This window comes from Sphingobium anseongense (assembly GCF_037725245.1).
Classification (GTDB): Bacteria; Pseudomonadota; Alphaproteobacteria; order Sphingomonadales; family Sphingomonadaceae; genus Sphingobium.
This window is the reverse complement of the sequence record NZ_JBBJUL010000004.1, coordinates 330,884-346,565: the sequence shown is the minus strand read 5'-3', so window position 1 is coordinate 346,565 and position 15,682 is coordinate 330,884. Positions and strand designations below refer to the sequence as shown.

At 61.9% G+C, this 15,682-nt stretch carries 13 protein-coding genes, 1 tRNA gene and 1 other RNA gene; 1 reads left to right on the top strand and 14 read right to left on the bottom strand.

Annotation, left to right across the window (positions count from 1 at the left end; all coding sequences use genetic code 11):
• Positions 1-102: 102 nt before the first annotated feature.
• The 3 genes from WG908_RS07985 to WG908_RS07975 all read right to left on the bottom strand — a co-directional run bounded on the left by WG908_RS07985 (position 103) and on the right by WG908_RS07975 (position 5,630).
• Positions 103-2,523, bottom strand: a complete 2,421-nt coding sequence (locus WG908_RS07985; protein WP_340186028.1) for a TonB-dependent receptor — start codon at positions 2,521-2,523, stop codon at positions 103-105.
• A gap of 165 nt (positions 2,524-2,688) precedes the next feature.
• Positions 2,689-4,209: an acyl-CoA reductase gene (locus WG908_RS07980; protein WP_340186027.1), complete on the bottom strand. Its 1,521-nt coding sequence runs from the start codon at positions 4,207-4,209 to the stop codon at positions 2,689-2,691.
• Positions 4,210-4,232: 23 nt separating this feature from the next.
• Positions 4,233-5,630 (bottom strand): long-chain-fatty-acid--protein ligase, encoded by a 1,398-nt coding sequence (locus WG908_RS07975; protein WP_340186026.1) that lies wholly within the window; start codon positions 5,628-5,630, stop codon positions 4,233-4,235.
• 489 nt (positions 5,631-6,119) lie between these two features.
• On the opposite strand from WG908_RS07975, the gene WG908_RS07970 reads away from it, so the two are divergent.
• Positions 6,120-6,539 (top strand): transposase, encoded by a 420-nt coding sequence (locus tag WG908_RS07970; protein WP_445326686.1) that lies wholly within the window; start codon positions 6,120-6,122, stop codon positions 6,537-6,539.
• 247 nt (positions 6,540-6,786) lie between these two features.
• On the opposite strand, the gene WG908_RS07965 is transcribed toward WG908_RS07970, so the two are convergent.
• The 11 genes from WG908_RS07965 to WG908_RS07915 all read right to left on the bottom strand — a co-directional run bounded on the left by WG908_RS07965 (position 6,787) and on the right by WG908_RS07915 (position 15,671).
• Positions 6,787-7,320, bottom strand: coding sequence for a hypothetical protein (locus WG908_RS07965; RefSeq protein WP_340186025.1), 534 nt, complete (start codon positions 7,318-7,320; stop codon positions 6,787-6,789).
• Positions 7,307-7,678, bottom strand: a complete 372-nt coding sequence (gene hisI / locus WG908_RS07960; RefSeq protein WP_340186024.1) for a phosphoribosyl-AMP cyclohydrolase — start codon at positions 7,676-7,678, stop codon at positions 7,307-7,309. The genes WG908_RS07965 and hisI overlap by 14 nt, the downstream gene beginning before the upstream one ends.
• Positions 7,679-7,719: 41 nt before the next feature.
• The gene (locus WG908_RS07955) at positions 7,720-8,766 is read right to left on the bottom strand and encodes a Glu/Leu/Phe/Val family dehydrogenase (protein ID WP_340186023.1); all 1,047 of its coding nucleotides are present in this window, start codon (positions 8,764-8,766) and stop codon (positions 7,720-7,722) included.
• 153 nt (positions 8,767-8,919) lie between these two features.
• Positions 8,920-8,996: transfer RNA gene (locus WG908_RS07950), tRNA-His, on the bottom strand.
• A gap of 235 nt (positions 8,997-9,231) precedes the next feature.
• A complete protein-coding gene (locus tag WG908_RS07945) occupies positions 9,232-9,504 on the bottom strand; it encodes an HU family DNA-binding protein (protein ID WP_340186022.1) in 273 nt (90 codons plus the stop codon).
• 159 nt (positions 9,505-9,663) lie between these two features.
• Positions 9,664-12,060 carry an endopeptidase La gene (lon, locus tag WG908_RS07940; protein ID WP_340186021.1) on the bottom strand — a complete coding sequence of 799 codons (2,397 nt, stop codon included), beginning with the start codon at positions 12,058-12,060 and terminating at the stop codon, positions 9,664-9,666.
• 137 nt (positions 12,061-12,197) lie between these two features.
• Positions 12,198-12,521, bottom strand: a complete 324-nt coding sequence (locus tag WG908_RS07935) for a YbaB/EbfC family nucleoid-associated protein (RefSeq protein WP_340186020.1) — start codon at positions 12,519-12,521, stop codon at positions 12,198-12,200.
• Positions 12,518-14,158, bottom strand: a complete 1,641-nt coding sequence (locus WG908_RS07930; RefSeq protein ID WP_340186019.1) for a DNA polymerase III subunit gamma/tau — start codon at positions 14,156-14,158, stop codon at positions 12,518-12,520. Before WG908_RS07930 ends, WG908_RS07935 begins: the two co-directional genes overlap by 4 nt.
• 58 nt (positions 14,159-14,216) lie before the next feature.
• An RNA gene (gene ffs / locus WG908_RS07925) (signal recognition particle sRNA small type) lies at positions 14,217-14,312 on the bottom strand.
• Positions 14,313-14,363: 51 nt separating this feature from the next.
• The gene (gene blaSGM, locus WG908_RS07920; RefSeq protein WP_340186018.1) at positions 14,364-15,329 is read right to left on the bottom strand and encodes an SGM family class A beta-lactamase; all 966 of its coding nucleotides are present in this window, start codon (positions 15,327-15,329) and stop codon (positions 14,364-14,366) included.
• Between the two features lie 6 nt (positions 15,330-15,335).
• Complete coding sequence (locus tag WG908_RS07915) at positions 15,336-15,671, bottom strand: 2Fe-2S iron-sulfur cluster-binding protein (protein WP_340186017.1); 336 nt, start codon at positions 15,669-15,671, stop codon at positions 15,336-15,338.
• Positions 15,672-15,682: the final 11 nt, after the last annotated feature.

Genomic DNA, 15,682 nt, shown 5'->3' with positions numbered 1-15,682 from the left:
ATCATCTTTTCCGGTCGAGGGGGAAGCGCGCCAACGGAAGCCAGGCTGCCGATCGAAGCCTGATCGAAAGGCTTGATATGACCTCCGTTGGCGCGCCAATGTTTATTGTCCGAAGGCGACGGTCAGCCGAACCATGACCTGCCTCCCCCGATTGGGCACGGCGTAGATGTCCGGCCGCGCGCCGCCAGCGACCGTGCCGGCAGGCGCCCCGGTGAATTGCTGTGGCTGCGAATTGGTCCAGTAGAACTGGTTGTTCAGATTTTGACCGATCACCGCCAACTCCCAGGCGTCCTCGGCGTCGGCAATCCGCACGGTCGCGTCGATATGGGCGTGTTTGGGCGAATATGCATCGCGGTTGAGGGTCGCATCGGTGGGCACGCTGCTGCCGAAGGTGACGCCCCCCGAAAGGCCGAATTTCAGCGTCGAACCGAGCGGAGTTTCGTAGCTGGCGCTCACATTTCCGGCCCATTCGGGCGCGTTGATGACTTGCCGCCCGGCCAGATTCTGGTTGTTGCCGTTTTCGCCCGGCAGGATCGGGCGGGCGTTGCCGTTGCCGGTCGAACGGTAATTGCAGCCCTGCGCCTGCGATTGCCCCAGCCAGCACGGGCCGAAATAGCTGAGATAGCGTGCGTCATTATAGCTCAGCGCACCCCTCAGGGTCAGCCCTTCGATCGGGGTGCGGTAGTTCATGTCGAAGTCGAAGCCTTTGGTCCGCGCTCCGCCGGCGTTCCTGATCGTGTTGATGCCGGTAAGCGTGTCGAATGCGGTAATCTGAAGGCCGGGCACTTTATAGGTGTAGGCGGAAAGATTGACGCGCAGCGCCCCGTCGAGCAACAAGGCCTTAACACCCGTTTCGAACCCGCTGATCTTCTGTGGACCATAATCGAGCGGAGTGGTCGGGTTGCCCACGCTGCCATTGAAACCGCCCGACAGAAAACCGCGCTTGTATGAACCGAAAAGGGTCAGCCTGTCCGTTGGCCTGTAGGTGGCGGTGAGTTCGGGCGAGAAATCGTTGAACGAAATATCGCTCACCGCTGGCGTGTAGGGCGTCATCGGATTGTCGCGCGAACGGGTGAAGTCCGCAAGCGTGACGGGCAGCGACTTTTCTTCGTGCGAATAGCGCCCGCCCGCCGACAGTTCGAGTTGGGGCGTCACGTCGAAGCGGGCTTGGCCGAATACCGAATAGGCCTCGCCACTCTGGGCTGTATAGGTATGAATCAACTCGGCCGGAGCGCTCAGGTTGAGAATGGTATGGGTGAAGATCGATGACCGCGTATCCGAATAGATGCCACCGACCGTGAAATTCAATGGCCCATCGAAGTGGCTGTTCAACCGAACTTCCTGCGAAATCTCCCGGTTCCTCAGTTCCGCATAAACCGCAACGGTAGGCAGTCCGGGCCCGATGCCAAACTGCACGAGTGGCACGACGGGATAGGCTCCGTAGGCATCCGAATGCCTGAACGTGCTGCGGTAAAATCCTGTCACAGAGGTCAGGTCCAGCGCGTCGCTCAGCTTGTAGTTCAGTTCCAGCCCGGCGAGCGTCTGCTCCTGGATCGCATAGGTCTGGCCGTCGCGGAAATTCGGCTCATATTGCGTGAACAGCGTGCCGATATTATCCGTGCGAGCGATCCGGTCGTCCGCCTTGCAGTCACTGATCACGCCCACCAGCTGCGTCGTGCCATAGGGGCAGTTGACCATCTGGCCATTGGTATTTGTCGCCGCGCCCTTAACCTTGCCATAAGCAACCTTGAGGCGGGCGCTGAACGCATCGGTCGGATCGAATTTCAGCGTACCGCGCAAGCCGAATTCGCGACTGCGCGGGCCGTAGCGATCAATCGGTGGGAGGATGCTGTTGGCCGGCACGATGTTCTTCACCCACCCGCGCATGTCCGTCCCATAAAAGGCAAGACGCGCGCCGAGCGTTTCGGTCAGCGGAGCGGAAATGAAGCCTTCGCCGCGCCACTCATGCGCATTGACCTCATAGCCCAGCGACGCCTTGGCCGCGAATTGCGACGTCGGGTCGGCAGAACGCATCGAAATGATGCCGCCAGGGCTGTTCTTGCCATAGAATAGTGCTTGCGGCCCTTTCAGAACCTCGACCTGCTGAAGGTCCATGACGGCCAGGCGCCGCACGCTCGATTTCGCCACCTGGACGCCATCGACGTTGAAAGACACGGACTGGTCGCCGAGTGGATTGGTGTCGGGACCGGCGACGCCACGCATCGCGATCGTGCCACCCTGCCTGCTTCCGCCCGATTCCAGCAGAACGAGGCCCGGAACCAGTTGGGCAACCGCGTCGAGGCTGTTGATCCCGCGCTGCGTGAGTTCAGATCCCGTCACCGCCGTCAACACGACGGGAACCGAGATCGAGGTTTCGTCGCGCCGGCGTGCGGTGACGATGATATCTTCGGTTGTCGCCGAGGCACGCACGTTAGCGCCTTCCTGCGCCGCGGCGATGCCGGGCGCTCCCGCAACGAGCGCGCAACTAACGAGAAGAGCGGCTCTTCTGGCAGATATACTCATAAACATTCTCCCCATTTTTATTTCAGGTCCAATTTTATATCGGACTCTATTCAAGTTTTATCTGGAAATAATTAAGCAAAATTACTCAATTAAATACTGATTTTATAGTAATAAAATCAGTATTTAATTGATAGAGCATTCGCAATAACTGTCAATTTTATTTTATTACCCTATCTTTTCATGCATGTCTTCCATGGCATTTTTATTACCCGTGAAATCAATGCCGCGTTGAGCATCGCTGATCGAAAAGCCAGCACCCGACTTTATCATCTCGGGCGTGAAGGTTTCCATGAAGCCCCAGCGCGCCATGCGCCGCAGCAGTTCGATGCCATCGTGCGGGTTCGCCATGCCCCCGGCGACCGCGCAACCCAGATCGGTTATGCGCTGCGCACCATGCAGCAGGCAACGGTCCCTGATTTCGGTTTTCAGCGCCGCCGGATATATGCCGACCGTCTGGGTATGGACGGTGATGTAGTCGAGCGCCTGGTCGACATGGTCCAGCGGCACCAGATTGACCACGCGACAGGCGAGATGGTCGCGGAAATCCACCGGGTCGTTCGACTGCGAGACGATGACGCCGCCTTCATTGTCCTTGCAGCCGAAGACGCGATAGGAATCGCTGTAGCGAATGCCGTCGATCTCGTCCTTCAACTGCGCATCGAAGGAGGGATGCGGGGTGCTCAGGCTGGACGGCAGCGCCTTGAGCGCGGCAAGCACTTTCTTGCCGAACTTGTTGAGACGGTCGATATCGTCGTCATCGGTGCCGCTGGCGACATAGGCAACGCGCGAACTGACGCATCCTTCCTGATTGTAGAAGCCGAAATCCATCGCGAGCCGTTCCGCCGCCTCGTCCATGGACGCTTCCGAAGCCAGGGCTTCGGGCCCGATGATCGAGGCGCTGATCTTGGGATCGAGCGCGATCAGGTCGAGTCCGGGTCCGATATAGCCGCGAATGCTCTTCATCGAGGCCATCCCGCCCCAGGCGACGACTTTGTCGATCGCACCGCCGCCATAGAGGCGCTTCTCGAAATTCACGTCTCCGCCCTTCCAATAGCCGACGGTGAAGTGCCGGGTAATGGGGTGGTCGGGCGCCATTTCAATCATGGTCTTGGCAATGGCGAACATCGTGAAGGGATCGTTCGACGGGCTCTTGATGATATTGTCGCAGCGCAGGATGGAACCGTTGATGACCGCGAACAGCGTAATGAGCGGCGTGTTGCCCGCATTGAGGTGAACAATCCGGCTACCGAATGCGCGTACCGCGATCTCACGGTCACTGAGTTTGTAGCTGTCCCATCCTTCCAGATAACGCGCGCCGATATTCTGCTCGACGATGTCCATCAGGAATTCGCGATTGAGCGTCGCGCTCAGCGCCGCAAACTGACCATGAAGCTGTTCGCGCTTCAGACCCGACGTATGTATGGCGATGTCCAGCGACTGGGCTATGTCCGGGTTGGTATCCGGCGAAAGACGCGGCCCCAGCTCTACCAGATAGTCGATGATCTGGTCGAGCGACACATCGTATAGGTCCCCTATCTTCGACGGGTCTTTCAGGACGATCTCGTCGATATACTGATTGACGTCCGGTGTCTGGAAAGCAACCATGCCGCGGCGCGCTTCGAAACGCACCAGATTGTCTTCGATGATCCGGCCGCGAATGATGAGAGGGATGGTATATTCGAGCATCACAAGGTCCTTGTCGTGGCGGGTCAGGCCGTGAGATATTCTTCAAGGCGATCGAAGGCCTGCGGCGTCTTGGCGCAGGTGATCTTGTCATCGCCGCCGCGGGTATCGGCGAGGCGCTTGATCGAATTGAGAATGTAGGGGCCCTTGCGTCCGCAGGCGCAGCCGCCATCCCAATTGATCGTCACGTCGTCACCCGTCGCGGTGCCCGACCAGTAGGTGCTCGCCAGCAGGTCCATGACCAGCATGCGGCCCCGTTGGACCCCCTCGCGCGGCAGCGCCAATCCGGTTTCCGGGTCGGAGACATGCTGGATCCCCCACGGCAGCGGATGGAGATGCCCTTCATCGCATCGCAATGACACCGCGTTCGTCTCCGTCATTGAATAGACTTCGCGGAACTGGCTGGGATATTTGAACGGGAACACGCTCTGGACCGTGTCCATCCAATCGTCGGGGAAGGTGTAACCCTTGGTGCCGCCACCGGCGACCAGGACCGAATCCTGCGCCCATTCGACCTTGACGCCGCGCTTGGCGCATTCCAGCGCGATCTGGTAGAGCTGCACCCAAAAGCCGTTGTAGATCACGGTCTTGCCCTTTTGGGCGATCACGGCGCGTTCGATGAAGTCGTCCCAGCGCTTGGTCGTGTCCTTGGCCTTGGCGGCTATTTCTCTCCCCAAAGCCTGCTCGCGCGGCGTCAGTTCCAGCTTTTCGCCCAACGCTTCAGCGCGGCGCAGCTTGCCCGCAAGCCACAACTCGTTGGCCCCGGCAAAACCATCGCTCAAAGTGATGATCATATCGTCGCGGCCGCCATAGACATGGGTGCGCAGCAGATCGAGCATGATCGCCGTACCCTGCCGGCCGCTACGGCCGGGGTAGGCGCAGATGTAGGGATAGTTTCCGCTCGCCACCATCGCCTGATGGGGACCATACATCCGCAGCACATGCTCCAGGAAAAACGGCACTTCCACCGTGCTGCGCGGGAACAGCGAGATTTTCCCGCTCGTCCCCGACGACGCGGCCGGACGGAGCGGCGTCTGCGCTTCGATCGCATCCAGCCAGTCGTCAAGCGTTTCGACGCCTTCGAGATTGACGGCGGAAAGATCGTGCGTGGTCAACCCCTGCAACCAGCGCGTCATGCGGTCGTAACGACCATTGTCGACATCCCCGGTGGCGTAGGACTTGTACATGGTGTGCGGAAAGCCCAGGCTTGCCAGATCGTCAAAGCTGGTGATGGATTCGATTTCGACATCATCAGCCAGCCGATCCAGTGCCTTCAACTGCGGTCGCAACATCTCGAACCGCTTCTGAAAGTGATGAAGCTGAATTTTGGCTACTTCATCATAATCCAGAGCATAAAGCTCATCACTGCTCATACGAATGAAGTTTTCAGGATTTTCGTACAGTTGTTCGAATGTTATTGCCACGAGCATTTCCTAATCTTGTTTATACTTACATAAGTTGGAAATTGTTTGATCGCCATCTCGACGCTTCATTGAGAGGTAATATGTGTTGCAGCGGTGAGGCGGTCCAGCACATTAATTGAACCGCCGTTTTAATCGCCGCTCATCTCGACGCCGAGCATCGTCCAAGCGACCGTGGATATTCTATAAATCTTTGAAAATATTCTACTTTCTGTCGACCCTCCCGGTCGAAAGAGGCCGCCTCCCGGACGGAGGGAGGACCTTCTTGCGAATGGATTTCAGTTGGTGCAGCGTGCCGCCGCCACGGGATCGGCGGAACCTGGGCGATAATGGCGCCCGCCTGATGCCGGCAAACTTGCACGCCATATGGCGACACTGTCGAAATGGGTCGATGTCGAACTGGACATCCCCATGCCCGAACTATCGGCCCGACTTGCGGGGGCGACAGGCGTTCAGGTGCATCCGCCTCGCTATCGCGAGCACTAAAAAACGCTGCCGGCATCGGAATGCGGACGCGATGACGTTGCCCAGGCGCGTCGGGCTTGGCGTATTTACCGGCAACCCGGCCTGTGCAAGCAGCCGCACCGGCTGGTCTTTATCGATGAGACGGTAACCACGACGAAGATGACGCGGCTGCGCGGAAGGGCACGCCGCGATCAACGCCTCAAGGCCCGCGCTCCCTTCGGCCACTGGAAAACCCAGACCTTCATTGCCGCCCTGCGTTGTGATGGCCTGACCGCACCATGGGTCATCGACTGCCCTATGAACCGCACTGCCTTCGAGACCTATGTCGAAACCCAAATAGCGCCAACTCTCAATCCGGGCGACGTCGTGATCCTCGATAACCTAAAGCGAAAAAGCCAGGGCCATCCTCAAGGCGCATCTGAGTCGCACTGGCGCCAGAACAATTGATGCCCTCTGGCAGGCAATCGGAAACATATGCGACCTCTACACTCCAGACGAATGCTGGAACTTCCTCAAGGTAACCGGATATGCGTCAGATTAAAGGATCGATGCTCTAGCACAGCATCTTACAATCTTATCGATCAATCGAATTAAACGTCACGTTCTCGGACGTTATAAACGAACCTAAAATCCGCCTTTCCCTGGAAATGCGGGTTCAAGTCCCGCGGTCCGCACCAGTCTGTCATGCCGTCGATCATTGGCCGCAAAGGGCGTCGCCATCGGCGTTGCGCGCATTGACCGCCGCCGCGCGACCGTCGGCGAGGCGCGGGAAGGTGACGCCTTCCAGCGAGCCGCGCGATTCGCACAGTGCGGCGCAATTGAGGTCGAGCACGCCGGGCGTGGCGATCCGGTCGCCATCATATTGCGCGACGATGGTGCAGCGGTCGCCAGGGAAGCGCATGATCAGCTTGTCGCCCGCCCGGCGGGCGGTGCCCCTGCCCCGGCACCATTCATTGGCGCCGAACATCACCTCCATGCCGAAGCGGAATCGGTTGGGGCCGTCGGGCACGATGCACAGCTGGTCGCGGCCCGCTTCGTGCCGGCGTTGATAAAGGCCAATGGGCGAGACCCGATCCACATCGGCGACCAGACCGCTTTCGATCGCCGCGCGCTCAAGCGACGAATCGGAATTCGCGACTTCCGCACGTTCGTCGGGGGTGCGCTCGTCGGGGCGCTGGCACGCCGCGAGCAGCAGCAGCAGCGAAACCGCCAGATCAGGACGCCGCATCGACCTCCGACAGCCCTTCGGCATTCACCCGGCGGAAAAAGCAGCTGCGGGCGCCGGTGTGACAGGTGGGACCGGCCGGCACCGCCTTCACCCACACGGCATCCTGATCGCAATCGATCCGAATGTCGCGGACGGCAAGCATATGGCCCGAGGTTTCGCCTTTTTTCCAAAGGCTGTTGCGGCTGCGCGACCAGAAATGGGCGAACCTGGTCTCAACCGTCAAGTCCAGCGCCTGCCGGTTCATGTGCGCCACCATCAGCACATCGCCATTGTCGGCATCGGTCACCACCGCAGTGATGAGCCCCTGACTGTCGAAGCGGGGATTGAGGGTAAGGCCCTGGTCGCGTGCATCGGTCATGCCCCTTCCATAGAGGCAAAGACCCGCATTGCGAACCCCGGTCAGCCGCGCCCGATCAGCCGCTGGGCCATGGCGTCGGCGACGTCGGCCGCAGGACGATCGCTGGCGGCCGATTCCGCCCAGATGGTCCGCAGCCGATCGGGGATGAGCGCGACGCGCGCATCGACCTCGGCACGGTCGCCATGCCCCAGATATTCGAGCGCGACATTGATGATGCCGCCGGCGTTGATGACATAATCGGGCGCATAGAGGATGCCACGCGCGTGAAGCCGGGCCGCATCGGCCGGGGTCGCCAGCTGGTTGTTCGCTCCGCCAGCGACCACGCCCGCGCGCAGCAGCGGAATACTGTGTATGTTGAGCACTGCGCCCAACGCGTTGGGGCTGAAAATATCCGCTTCGACACCGATGATGGCGTCCGCCGTCACCACCTGCGCGCCCAGCTCATCGGCAAGCGCCCGCGCCCGGTCGGCATTGACATCGGCAAGGGTCAGTCGCGCGCCGTCGGCCGCCAGCTTGCGCGCCAGACCGCCGCCGACGCTGCCCCCCCCCTGGATCGCGACGTGGACGCCGCGCATGTCGGCGCGGCCCAGGGCGGCGCGCGCAGCCGCGCATACGCCCAGATAGACGCCGTGGGCCGTCACCGGCCCCGGATCGCCGCCCGCCGCGCCGGCGCCGACCGGCAGGCCCGAAACGAAGCGCGTCTGGCCGGCGATCGCGATCATGTCGGCCTCGTTGATGCCGACATCTTCGGCGGTGACATAGCGGCCGCCCAATGTGTCTATCGCGCGGCCAAAGGCGTGCAGCATTTCTGGCGTCTTCGCGCCGTCGGCATCGGCCAGGATGACACCCTTGCCGCCACCCATCGGCAGCCCGGCCATCGCGTTCTTGTAGCTCATTCCGCGCGACAAACGCAGCGCGTCGGTCACGGCATCCGCCCGCTGGGAATAATGCCAATAGCGCACGCCGCCGGCCGCCGGGCCAAGCGTGGTGGAATGAATTGCGATCACGGCGGTCAGCCCGCTGGCGCGGTCGCGGAACAGGTGCACGCCTTCATGATCGTCGAAATCGGGAAGATCCCAGGCAGCCATACGTCCCTCGTAACAAAAATGCTCGCCGGGCTAATAATATAACCAAGCCGCAAAGGCCATAGTCGCCTGGATCGAGGGAAATGCCATCGGCAAATGACCGCCGCCGCATTCAGGAGCGCGGAATCGCCCCGGAGGCACGCGGAAGAAGCTGAATGGGGCGATCGACGGGGGTTGAACCCGCGACCTCCGGTACCACAAACCGGCGCTCTAACCAACTGAGCTACGATCGCCACAGAGACCATGGCCTCAAGAGAAGCGGCACATATGCGGCGCACCCGCCAGCGTCAAGCATCCAATCGCCCTGTGCCCGGCGGAATTGGAAAAGGGGACGAAGCGCAAAGGCTTCGTCCCCTTTTCGTGCCTGTATCCGCCGGCTCGATCCGAACCCCTGGTTCGCGATCGTCGCATCCTCTCCTGAAACGGCCCGCCCGCGATGCCGGCGGATCGGGTCGATGCTGTCTGCTTTTAGTTGACGGCGTCCTTGAGGCCCTTGCCGGCCTTGAATTTTGGCTGGGTCGATGCCTTGATCGTCATCGTTTCGCCGGTGCGCGGGTTACGGCCCGTCGAAGCCTTGCGCTGTGAAACGGAAAAAGTGCCGAAGCCTACCAAGCGCACTTCGTCGCCCTTTTTCAAGGCGGCGCTTATAGCGTCGAAAACGCCCTCGACAGCCTTTGCAGCATCATTTTTGTTGAGACCGCTGCTGTCGGCGACTGCGCCGATCAGATCCTGCTTGTTCATGCCTTGGGAACCCCCTTCTTGATGTGGTTGATTTGAATCGCGGCTAAAGGCGCGCCAATAAGGCCCAGCTTACAGGCGCTGTCAAAGGGAAAGCGACGAAGTAAATCGGTTAGCGACGGATTGACCGCCACGTCGACAAATCGGCAATTTTCCGTCGATTCAATGCCGCAGTGCAGCGTCGGAATCGCGCCCGGTCCCAGGTGTCGGCTGGGCGGCCAGATCGTCTTCCTCGGTCCACGCGATCGCCACGATCGGCGAAGTCAGCGCGCGGGCGAGAACCTGGTCGACATGACTGACCGGTACGATTTCCAGCCCTTCGCGGATATTTGCCGGAATTTCGGCCAGATCCTTCTCGTTTTCGGCCGGAATCAGCACCGTTTTGATGCCGCCGCGCAGGGCGGCAAGCAGCTTTTCCTTGAGCCCGCCGATGGGCAGAACCCGACCGCGCAGGGTGACTTCGCCGGTCATCGCTACATCCTTGTGGATGGGGATGCCGGTCAATGTGCTGACGATGGACGTCACCATTCCGATGCCTGCTGACGGGCCGTCCTTCGGCACTGCACCCTCGGGCAGGTGAATATGGATATCCTTGCGATTGAAGATGCTCGGCTTGATGCCATAGCCCGGCGAGCGCGCCTTGACATAGGAAAAGGCCGCCTGGATCGATTCGGTCATGACATCGCCGAGCTTTCCGGTCGTGCGAATCGCCCCCTTGCCGGGCACCGTCACCGCTTCGATGGTCAGGAGTTCACCGCCGACCTCGGTCCAGGCAAGCCCGGTTACCGCGCCGATCTGGTTCTCTTCCTCGCCAATGCCGTGACGGAATTTTTGCACGCCGGCATAGTCGGACAACGTCTCACGCGTGATGACCACCCTGGCATAGACGCCTTCGAGGATCTTGCGCAGCGCCTTGCGCGCGAGCCGGGCAATCTCACGCTCGAGCGTGCGGACCCCGGCTTCGCGCGTATAATAGCGAATGAGGTCGCGCACGGCTTCCTCGGTGACTTCGAATTCACCTTCCTTGAGGCCGTGGGCGTCGATCTGCTTGGGCAAAAGATGGCGCTGAGCGATCTCGACCTTCTCGTCCTCGGTATAGCCCTCCAGCCGGATGATCTCCATGCGGTCGAGCAGAGGTTGCGGCAAATTCAGGGAATTGGCGGTCGTCACGAACATGATGTCGGAAAGATCGACATCGATTTCGAGATAATGATCCTGGAACTTGCTGTTCTGTTCGGGGTCCAGCACTTCGAGCAAGGCCGATGCCGGGTCGCCGCGGAAATCCTGACCCAGCTTGTCGATCTCGTCGAGCAGGAAGAGCGGGTTCATCGTTCCCGCCTTTTTCAGGTTGGTGACGATCTTGCCCGGCAGCGAGCCGATATAGGTACGCCTGTGCCCGCGAATTTCCGCCTCGTCGCGTACGCCGCCCAGCGACTGGCGCACGAATTCGCGCCCCGTCGCCTTGGCGATCGAACGGCCAAGCGAGGTCTTGCCGACGCCCGGCGGGCCGACCAGGCACAGGATCGGTCCCTTGAGCTTGTTGGTGCGCGCCTGAACGGCGAGATATTCGATGATCCGGTCCTTGACCTTTTCCAGCGCGAAATGATCCTCGTCCAGGATCGCCTGCGCTTTCTTGAGATCGTTCTTGACCTTGCCCTTCTTGCCCCAGGGAAGCCCCAGCAACACGTCGAGATAGTTGCGCACCACGGTGGCTTCGGCCGACATGGGCTGCATGCCCTTGAGCTTCTTGAGTTCCGCCGTCGCCTTGGCCCGCGCTTCCTTGGAGAGCTTGGTCTTGGCGATCTTCTCGGTCAGTTCGGCAAGCTCGTCGCCTTCCTCGCCCTCGCCATTGCCCAGTTCGCGCTGGATCGCCTTCAATTGCTCGTTCAGATAATATTCGCGCTGGGTCTTTTCCATCTGGCGCTTCACGCGGCCACGGATTTTCTTTTCGACCTGGAGCACGCCCAGTTCGCCTTCCATGAAGGCGAAAACCATCTCCAGCCGCTTGACCGGGTCGATTTCGACCAGCAGGGCCTGCTTGTCGGCGACCTTGACGTTGATGTTGGCGGCCACCGCATCGGCGAGGCGGCCGGCATCCTCGATCTCGCGCAGCTGCACCGGCGTTTCGGCGGGCAGCTTCTTGTTGAGCTTGGCATAATTTTCGAACTGTTCGGCGACCGAGCGCATCAGCGCCTGCGCTTCAGGCCCTTCGGCCACGACGTCATCGATCGGGGCGACCTGCGCGCTCAGATGCGTTTCGCCGACCTGCACGTCGATGAGCTGCGCACGTTGCTTGCCTTCCACCAGCACGCGCACGGTGCCGTCGGGCAGCTTGAGCAACTGGAGGACGGTGGCGACGACGCCGGTATCGTACAGCGAATCCCGAACCGGATCATCTTCGGCCGGGTCGAGCTGCGACACGAGGAAGATGTCCTTGTCCCGCTCCATCGCCGTTTCCAGTGCGGCGACGCTTTTGTCGCGGCCAACGAACAACGGAACGATCATCTGCGGGAATACGACGATGTCGCGCAGGGGCAGAAGCGGGAATTGGGTAGTCATGCAGTCTCCGGGGCCTTGTTCTCTATGGCCCAAATGTGCGATCCAATCCCTTTATGGGCATGGCCGTCGCAGCAATCAATCGCCTCGTCCTATATTCGCGCGGCTGAACAACGCCCTAATGGGATGGGCAGGCCGGGTCAGAACGGCAGTTTGAAGCCGGGCGGCAGCGAAAGGCCGCTCGTCATCTTGCTCATTTCGGCGTTGCTGACCTCGTCGGCCTTCTTGCGCGCGTCGTTGAAGGCGGCGGTGACCAGATCCTCTAATATCTGCTTTTCCGACGGCGCCAGCAGGCTTTCGTCGATGGCGACGCCGAGAATCCGGCCCTTGGCAGAGGCGCGCACCTTGACGAGGCCGCCACCGGCCGCGCCCTCGACCTCGATCTTGTCGAGATTTTCCTGCGCGCGGGTCAGCTCCTCCTGCACGCGCGTCGCCATGCCCAAAATTTCGTTCAGGTCTTTCATTGTGTTACGCTCCATGGTTCAAGCTGATCATCCAGCTCGGCATCGGGGAAAGCGGCAAGCGCCGCCTTGACCACCGGGGTATCGAGAATGGCGGCACGCGCGGCCTGTGCCTGCATCCGTTCCTGTTCCATCAGGGTCGGCCCGGCCGGGCCGTCGCTATGGCGCACCTGCCAGCCGATGCCGGTTTCCGTGCGGAGAATCTGGGCAAGGTCGCGGTAGAAATCGCCTGCGGTCCAGGGGCTGGTCAGCCGTACCTCCAGCTCGGGCGGTTCCAGCCGGACGAGCGCCGCGCAATCGCGGAAATGTTCGGCCATCTGCGCGCGGTTATGCTTCCACAGCAGGTTGACGATATCTTCGGCCGTGCCGGGCAGATTGGCAGCCGGCGGCGGAACGATGCCCTGGGGCGTAGGCGTGGCGGCACCGCCGGCGGGCGCGAGCGATGCGCCGCCGCCTTCGCGCAGCAAGCGGGCGATGTCGCCCGGATCGGGCATGGTCGCGGCATGGATGACGCGCAGCAGCGCCATCTCGCACGCTTCGATGGGCAGGACCGCGCTCGCCACTTCGTCATGGCCCTTGAGCAGCAATTGCCACAGGCGATGGAGCGGCGCGAAGCCGAGCGATGCCGCCCAGTCCGCCAGGGCCTCACGCTCCTCGACCGACTGGGTCGCATCGGCTTCCCCGCGTCCCGCCTTGGCGACGGTGATCGCGTGCGCCAGTTCGAGCAGACCGCGCATCAGCGCCAGCGGTTCGACCCCCAGCGCATAATGATCGCGGATGGCGGCAAGCGCGGCGGCGCTGTTCCCTTCCAGCAGCAACCCCATCAGCCGGCGGATCGAGCCGCGATCGGACAGGCCGAGCATGTCGCGCACTTGCGCGGCGGTAACGCGCGGCGCGCCGCCCTCTTCACCATCTGGCCCCATTTCGCCATGGGCGATCGCCTGGTCGAGGATCGACAGCCCATCGCGCGCCGAACCTTCGGCCGCCTGCGCGATGAGCGCGAGCGCTTCGGGCTCGGCCTCCACCCCTTCGGCGCCGGTCACATAGGCGAAGTGGGCGGCAAGCTGTTCGGCGGAAATGCGGCGCAGGTCGAACCGCTGGCAGCGCGACAGCACCGTCACCGGCACCTTGTTCACCTCCGTCGTGGCGAACAGGAATTTGATGTGCGCCGGCGGTTCCTCCAGCGTCTTGAGCAGCGCGTTGAAGGCATTGCGCGTCAGCATATGCACTTCGTCGATGATATAGACCTTGTAGCGCGCCGAAACGGCGGAATATCGCACCGCCTCGATAATCTCCCGAACGTCGTCGACGCCGGTGTTGGAGGCGGCGTCCATTTCGATCACGTCGATATGGCGGCCTTCGGCAATCGCGCAGCACGGTTCGCATATGCCGCAGGGGTCGATCGTCGGACCGCCCTGGCCATCGGGGCCGATGCAGTTCAATGCCTTGGCGATCAGCCGCGCGGTCGACGTCTTGCCGACGCCGCGCACCCCCGTCATCAGGAAGGCGTGCGCCAGCCGCCCGCGCTTGATGGCGTTGCCGAGCGTCTGGACCATGGCGTCCTGCCCGATCAGCTCGCTGAAATTCTGCGGCCGATATTTGCGCGCGAGCACGCGATAGGGCTGAGGGGAATCGGACATCATGCCAGTCTAGCGGGTCGGGCCGAACCTGTCGAAGCCCAAGCTGGCCCAATGGTGGAAGGTAGGAGCCGGAACGACCCGCGGCAAAATCGTTGTGGCTGCTTCCGTCAGGACCTGACCAAGTTGGCGACGACCACGTCCGCCCGACTCCCGGCGCGGCATATGGCGAATTGCCGGGCGGGGCGCAAGACCCCCTGCCTGCCGGTCAAAGCCCGCTTTTTTGCGCCTTGCCCAGAAACTCCAGCGCGGAGCGGGCTGTTTCGGCGATGGCGGCTTCGGCATCCTTGGCTTTCACCGTCGGCCGGTCGAGATAGACCGCGAGCAGATATTCCTCGCCATCGGGGGCCTTGACCAGCGCCACGTCATTATAGGCGGTGCCGCAGGTGCCGGTCTTGCCGCCCGACGAAAAGCCTTCGGGCAGGCCCGCCTTGATACGATTGTCGCCGGTCGTGCTGCCGTTGAGCCAGCCGCGCAGCATGTCGGCGCTTTGCGGCTTCATATGGCTGAACAGCAACCGCGCCATCAGCCCGGCCATGGCGGCGGGCGTGGTGGTGTCGCGGGGGTCGCCGACCGCATTTTCATTGAGCGCGGGTTCGATGCGGTCGAGGCGCGACGCCGTATCGCCATGGGCACGAAAAAAGGCGGTCAGGCCGGGCGGTCCGCCAAGCATGGGCAGCAGCAGGTTGGCGGCGCTGTTGTCGCTGACCTCGACCGCCGCCTGCGCCAGTTCCGCCATCGACATGCGGCCGCGCTTCTTGTTTTTCTTCACCACCGGCGCGTGATCGAGAATATCGTCCTTGCTGAAGGGTATCTGCCCTTCCAGCCCGAATTTTCCGGCGTCGGCGCCCGTCAGCACGGCAGCGGCAAGCGGCGCCTTGAAGGTCGAACACATGGCGAACCGCTCGTCGCGGTTGAAACCCAGCAGCAGCGCGCCCTTGCTGTCGACCAGGGCGACGCCCAGCCGGCCACCGGTCGCAGCCTCGATCTCGCGCGGATTGCGGAGCGACTGGATCACCGACTGACTGACCAGATAGCGCGGAGGCGGCGGCATCAGCGATTTGCGCGCTTCTTCCACCTGCTGCGGCTTGGGCGCTGGCTTGCGGGGCGCGGCGGTGGCGATGGCGGGCGACAGCGCGATGGCGACGCAGGCGATCAGTCGGAAACGCTTCATCGGCAGTCAAACGCCCTGCATGTTATAGAATTCACCGGGAATGCGGACGGTGATCGAATCGATATCGGGCTTGAGTATGATCTGGCAGGACAGTCGGCTGGTGCGGGTGGCGGCGGCGGCGAGATCGAGCATGTCCTCTTCCGCCTCGCTGGCGCGGGCCAGCCTGTCGAAACCATCCCCTTCGATGATGACGTGGCAGGTCGAACAGGCCATCTGACCTTCGCACGTTCCTTCGAGCGGCTGGCCCGCGGCCTGCGCGACATCCAGCAGGACCGCGCCGGCGGGGGCATCGACGGCCTGGCGGTCCTCGCCGTTGGCGCTGATGAAGATAACCCGGGTCATGCTGTCGCCAC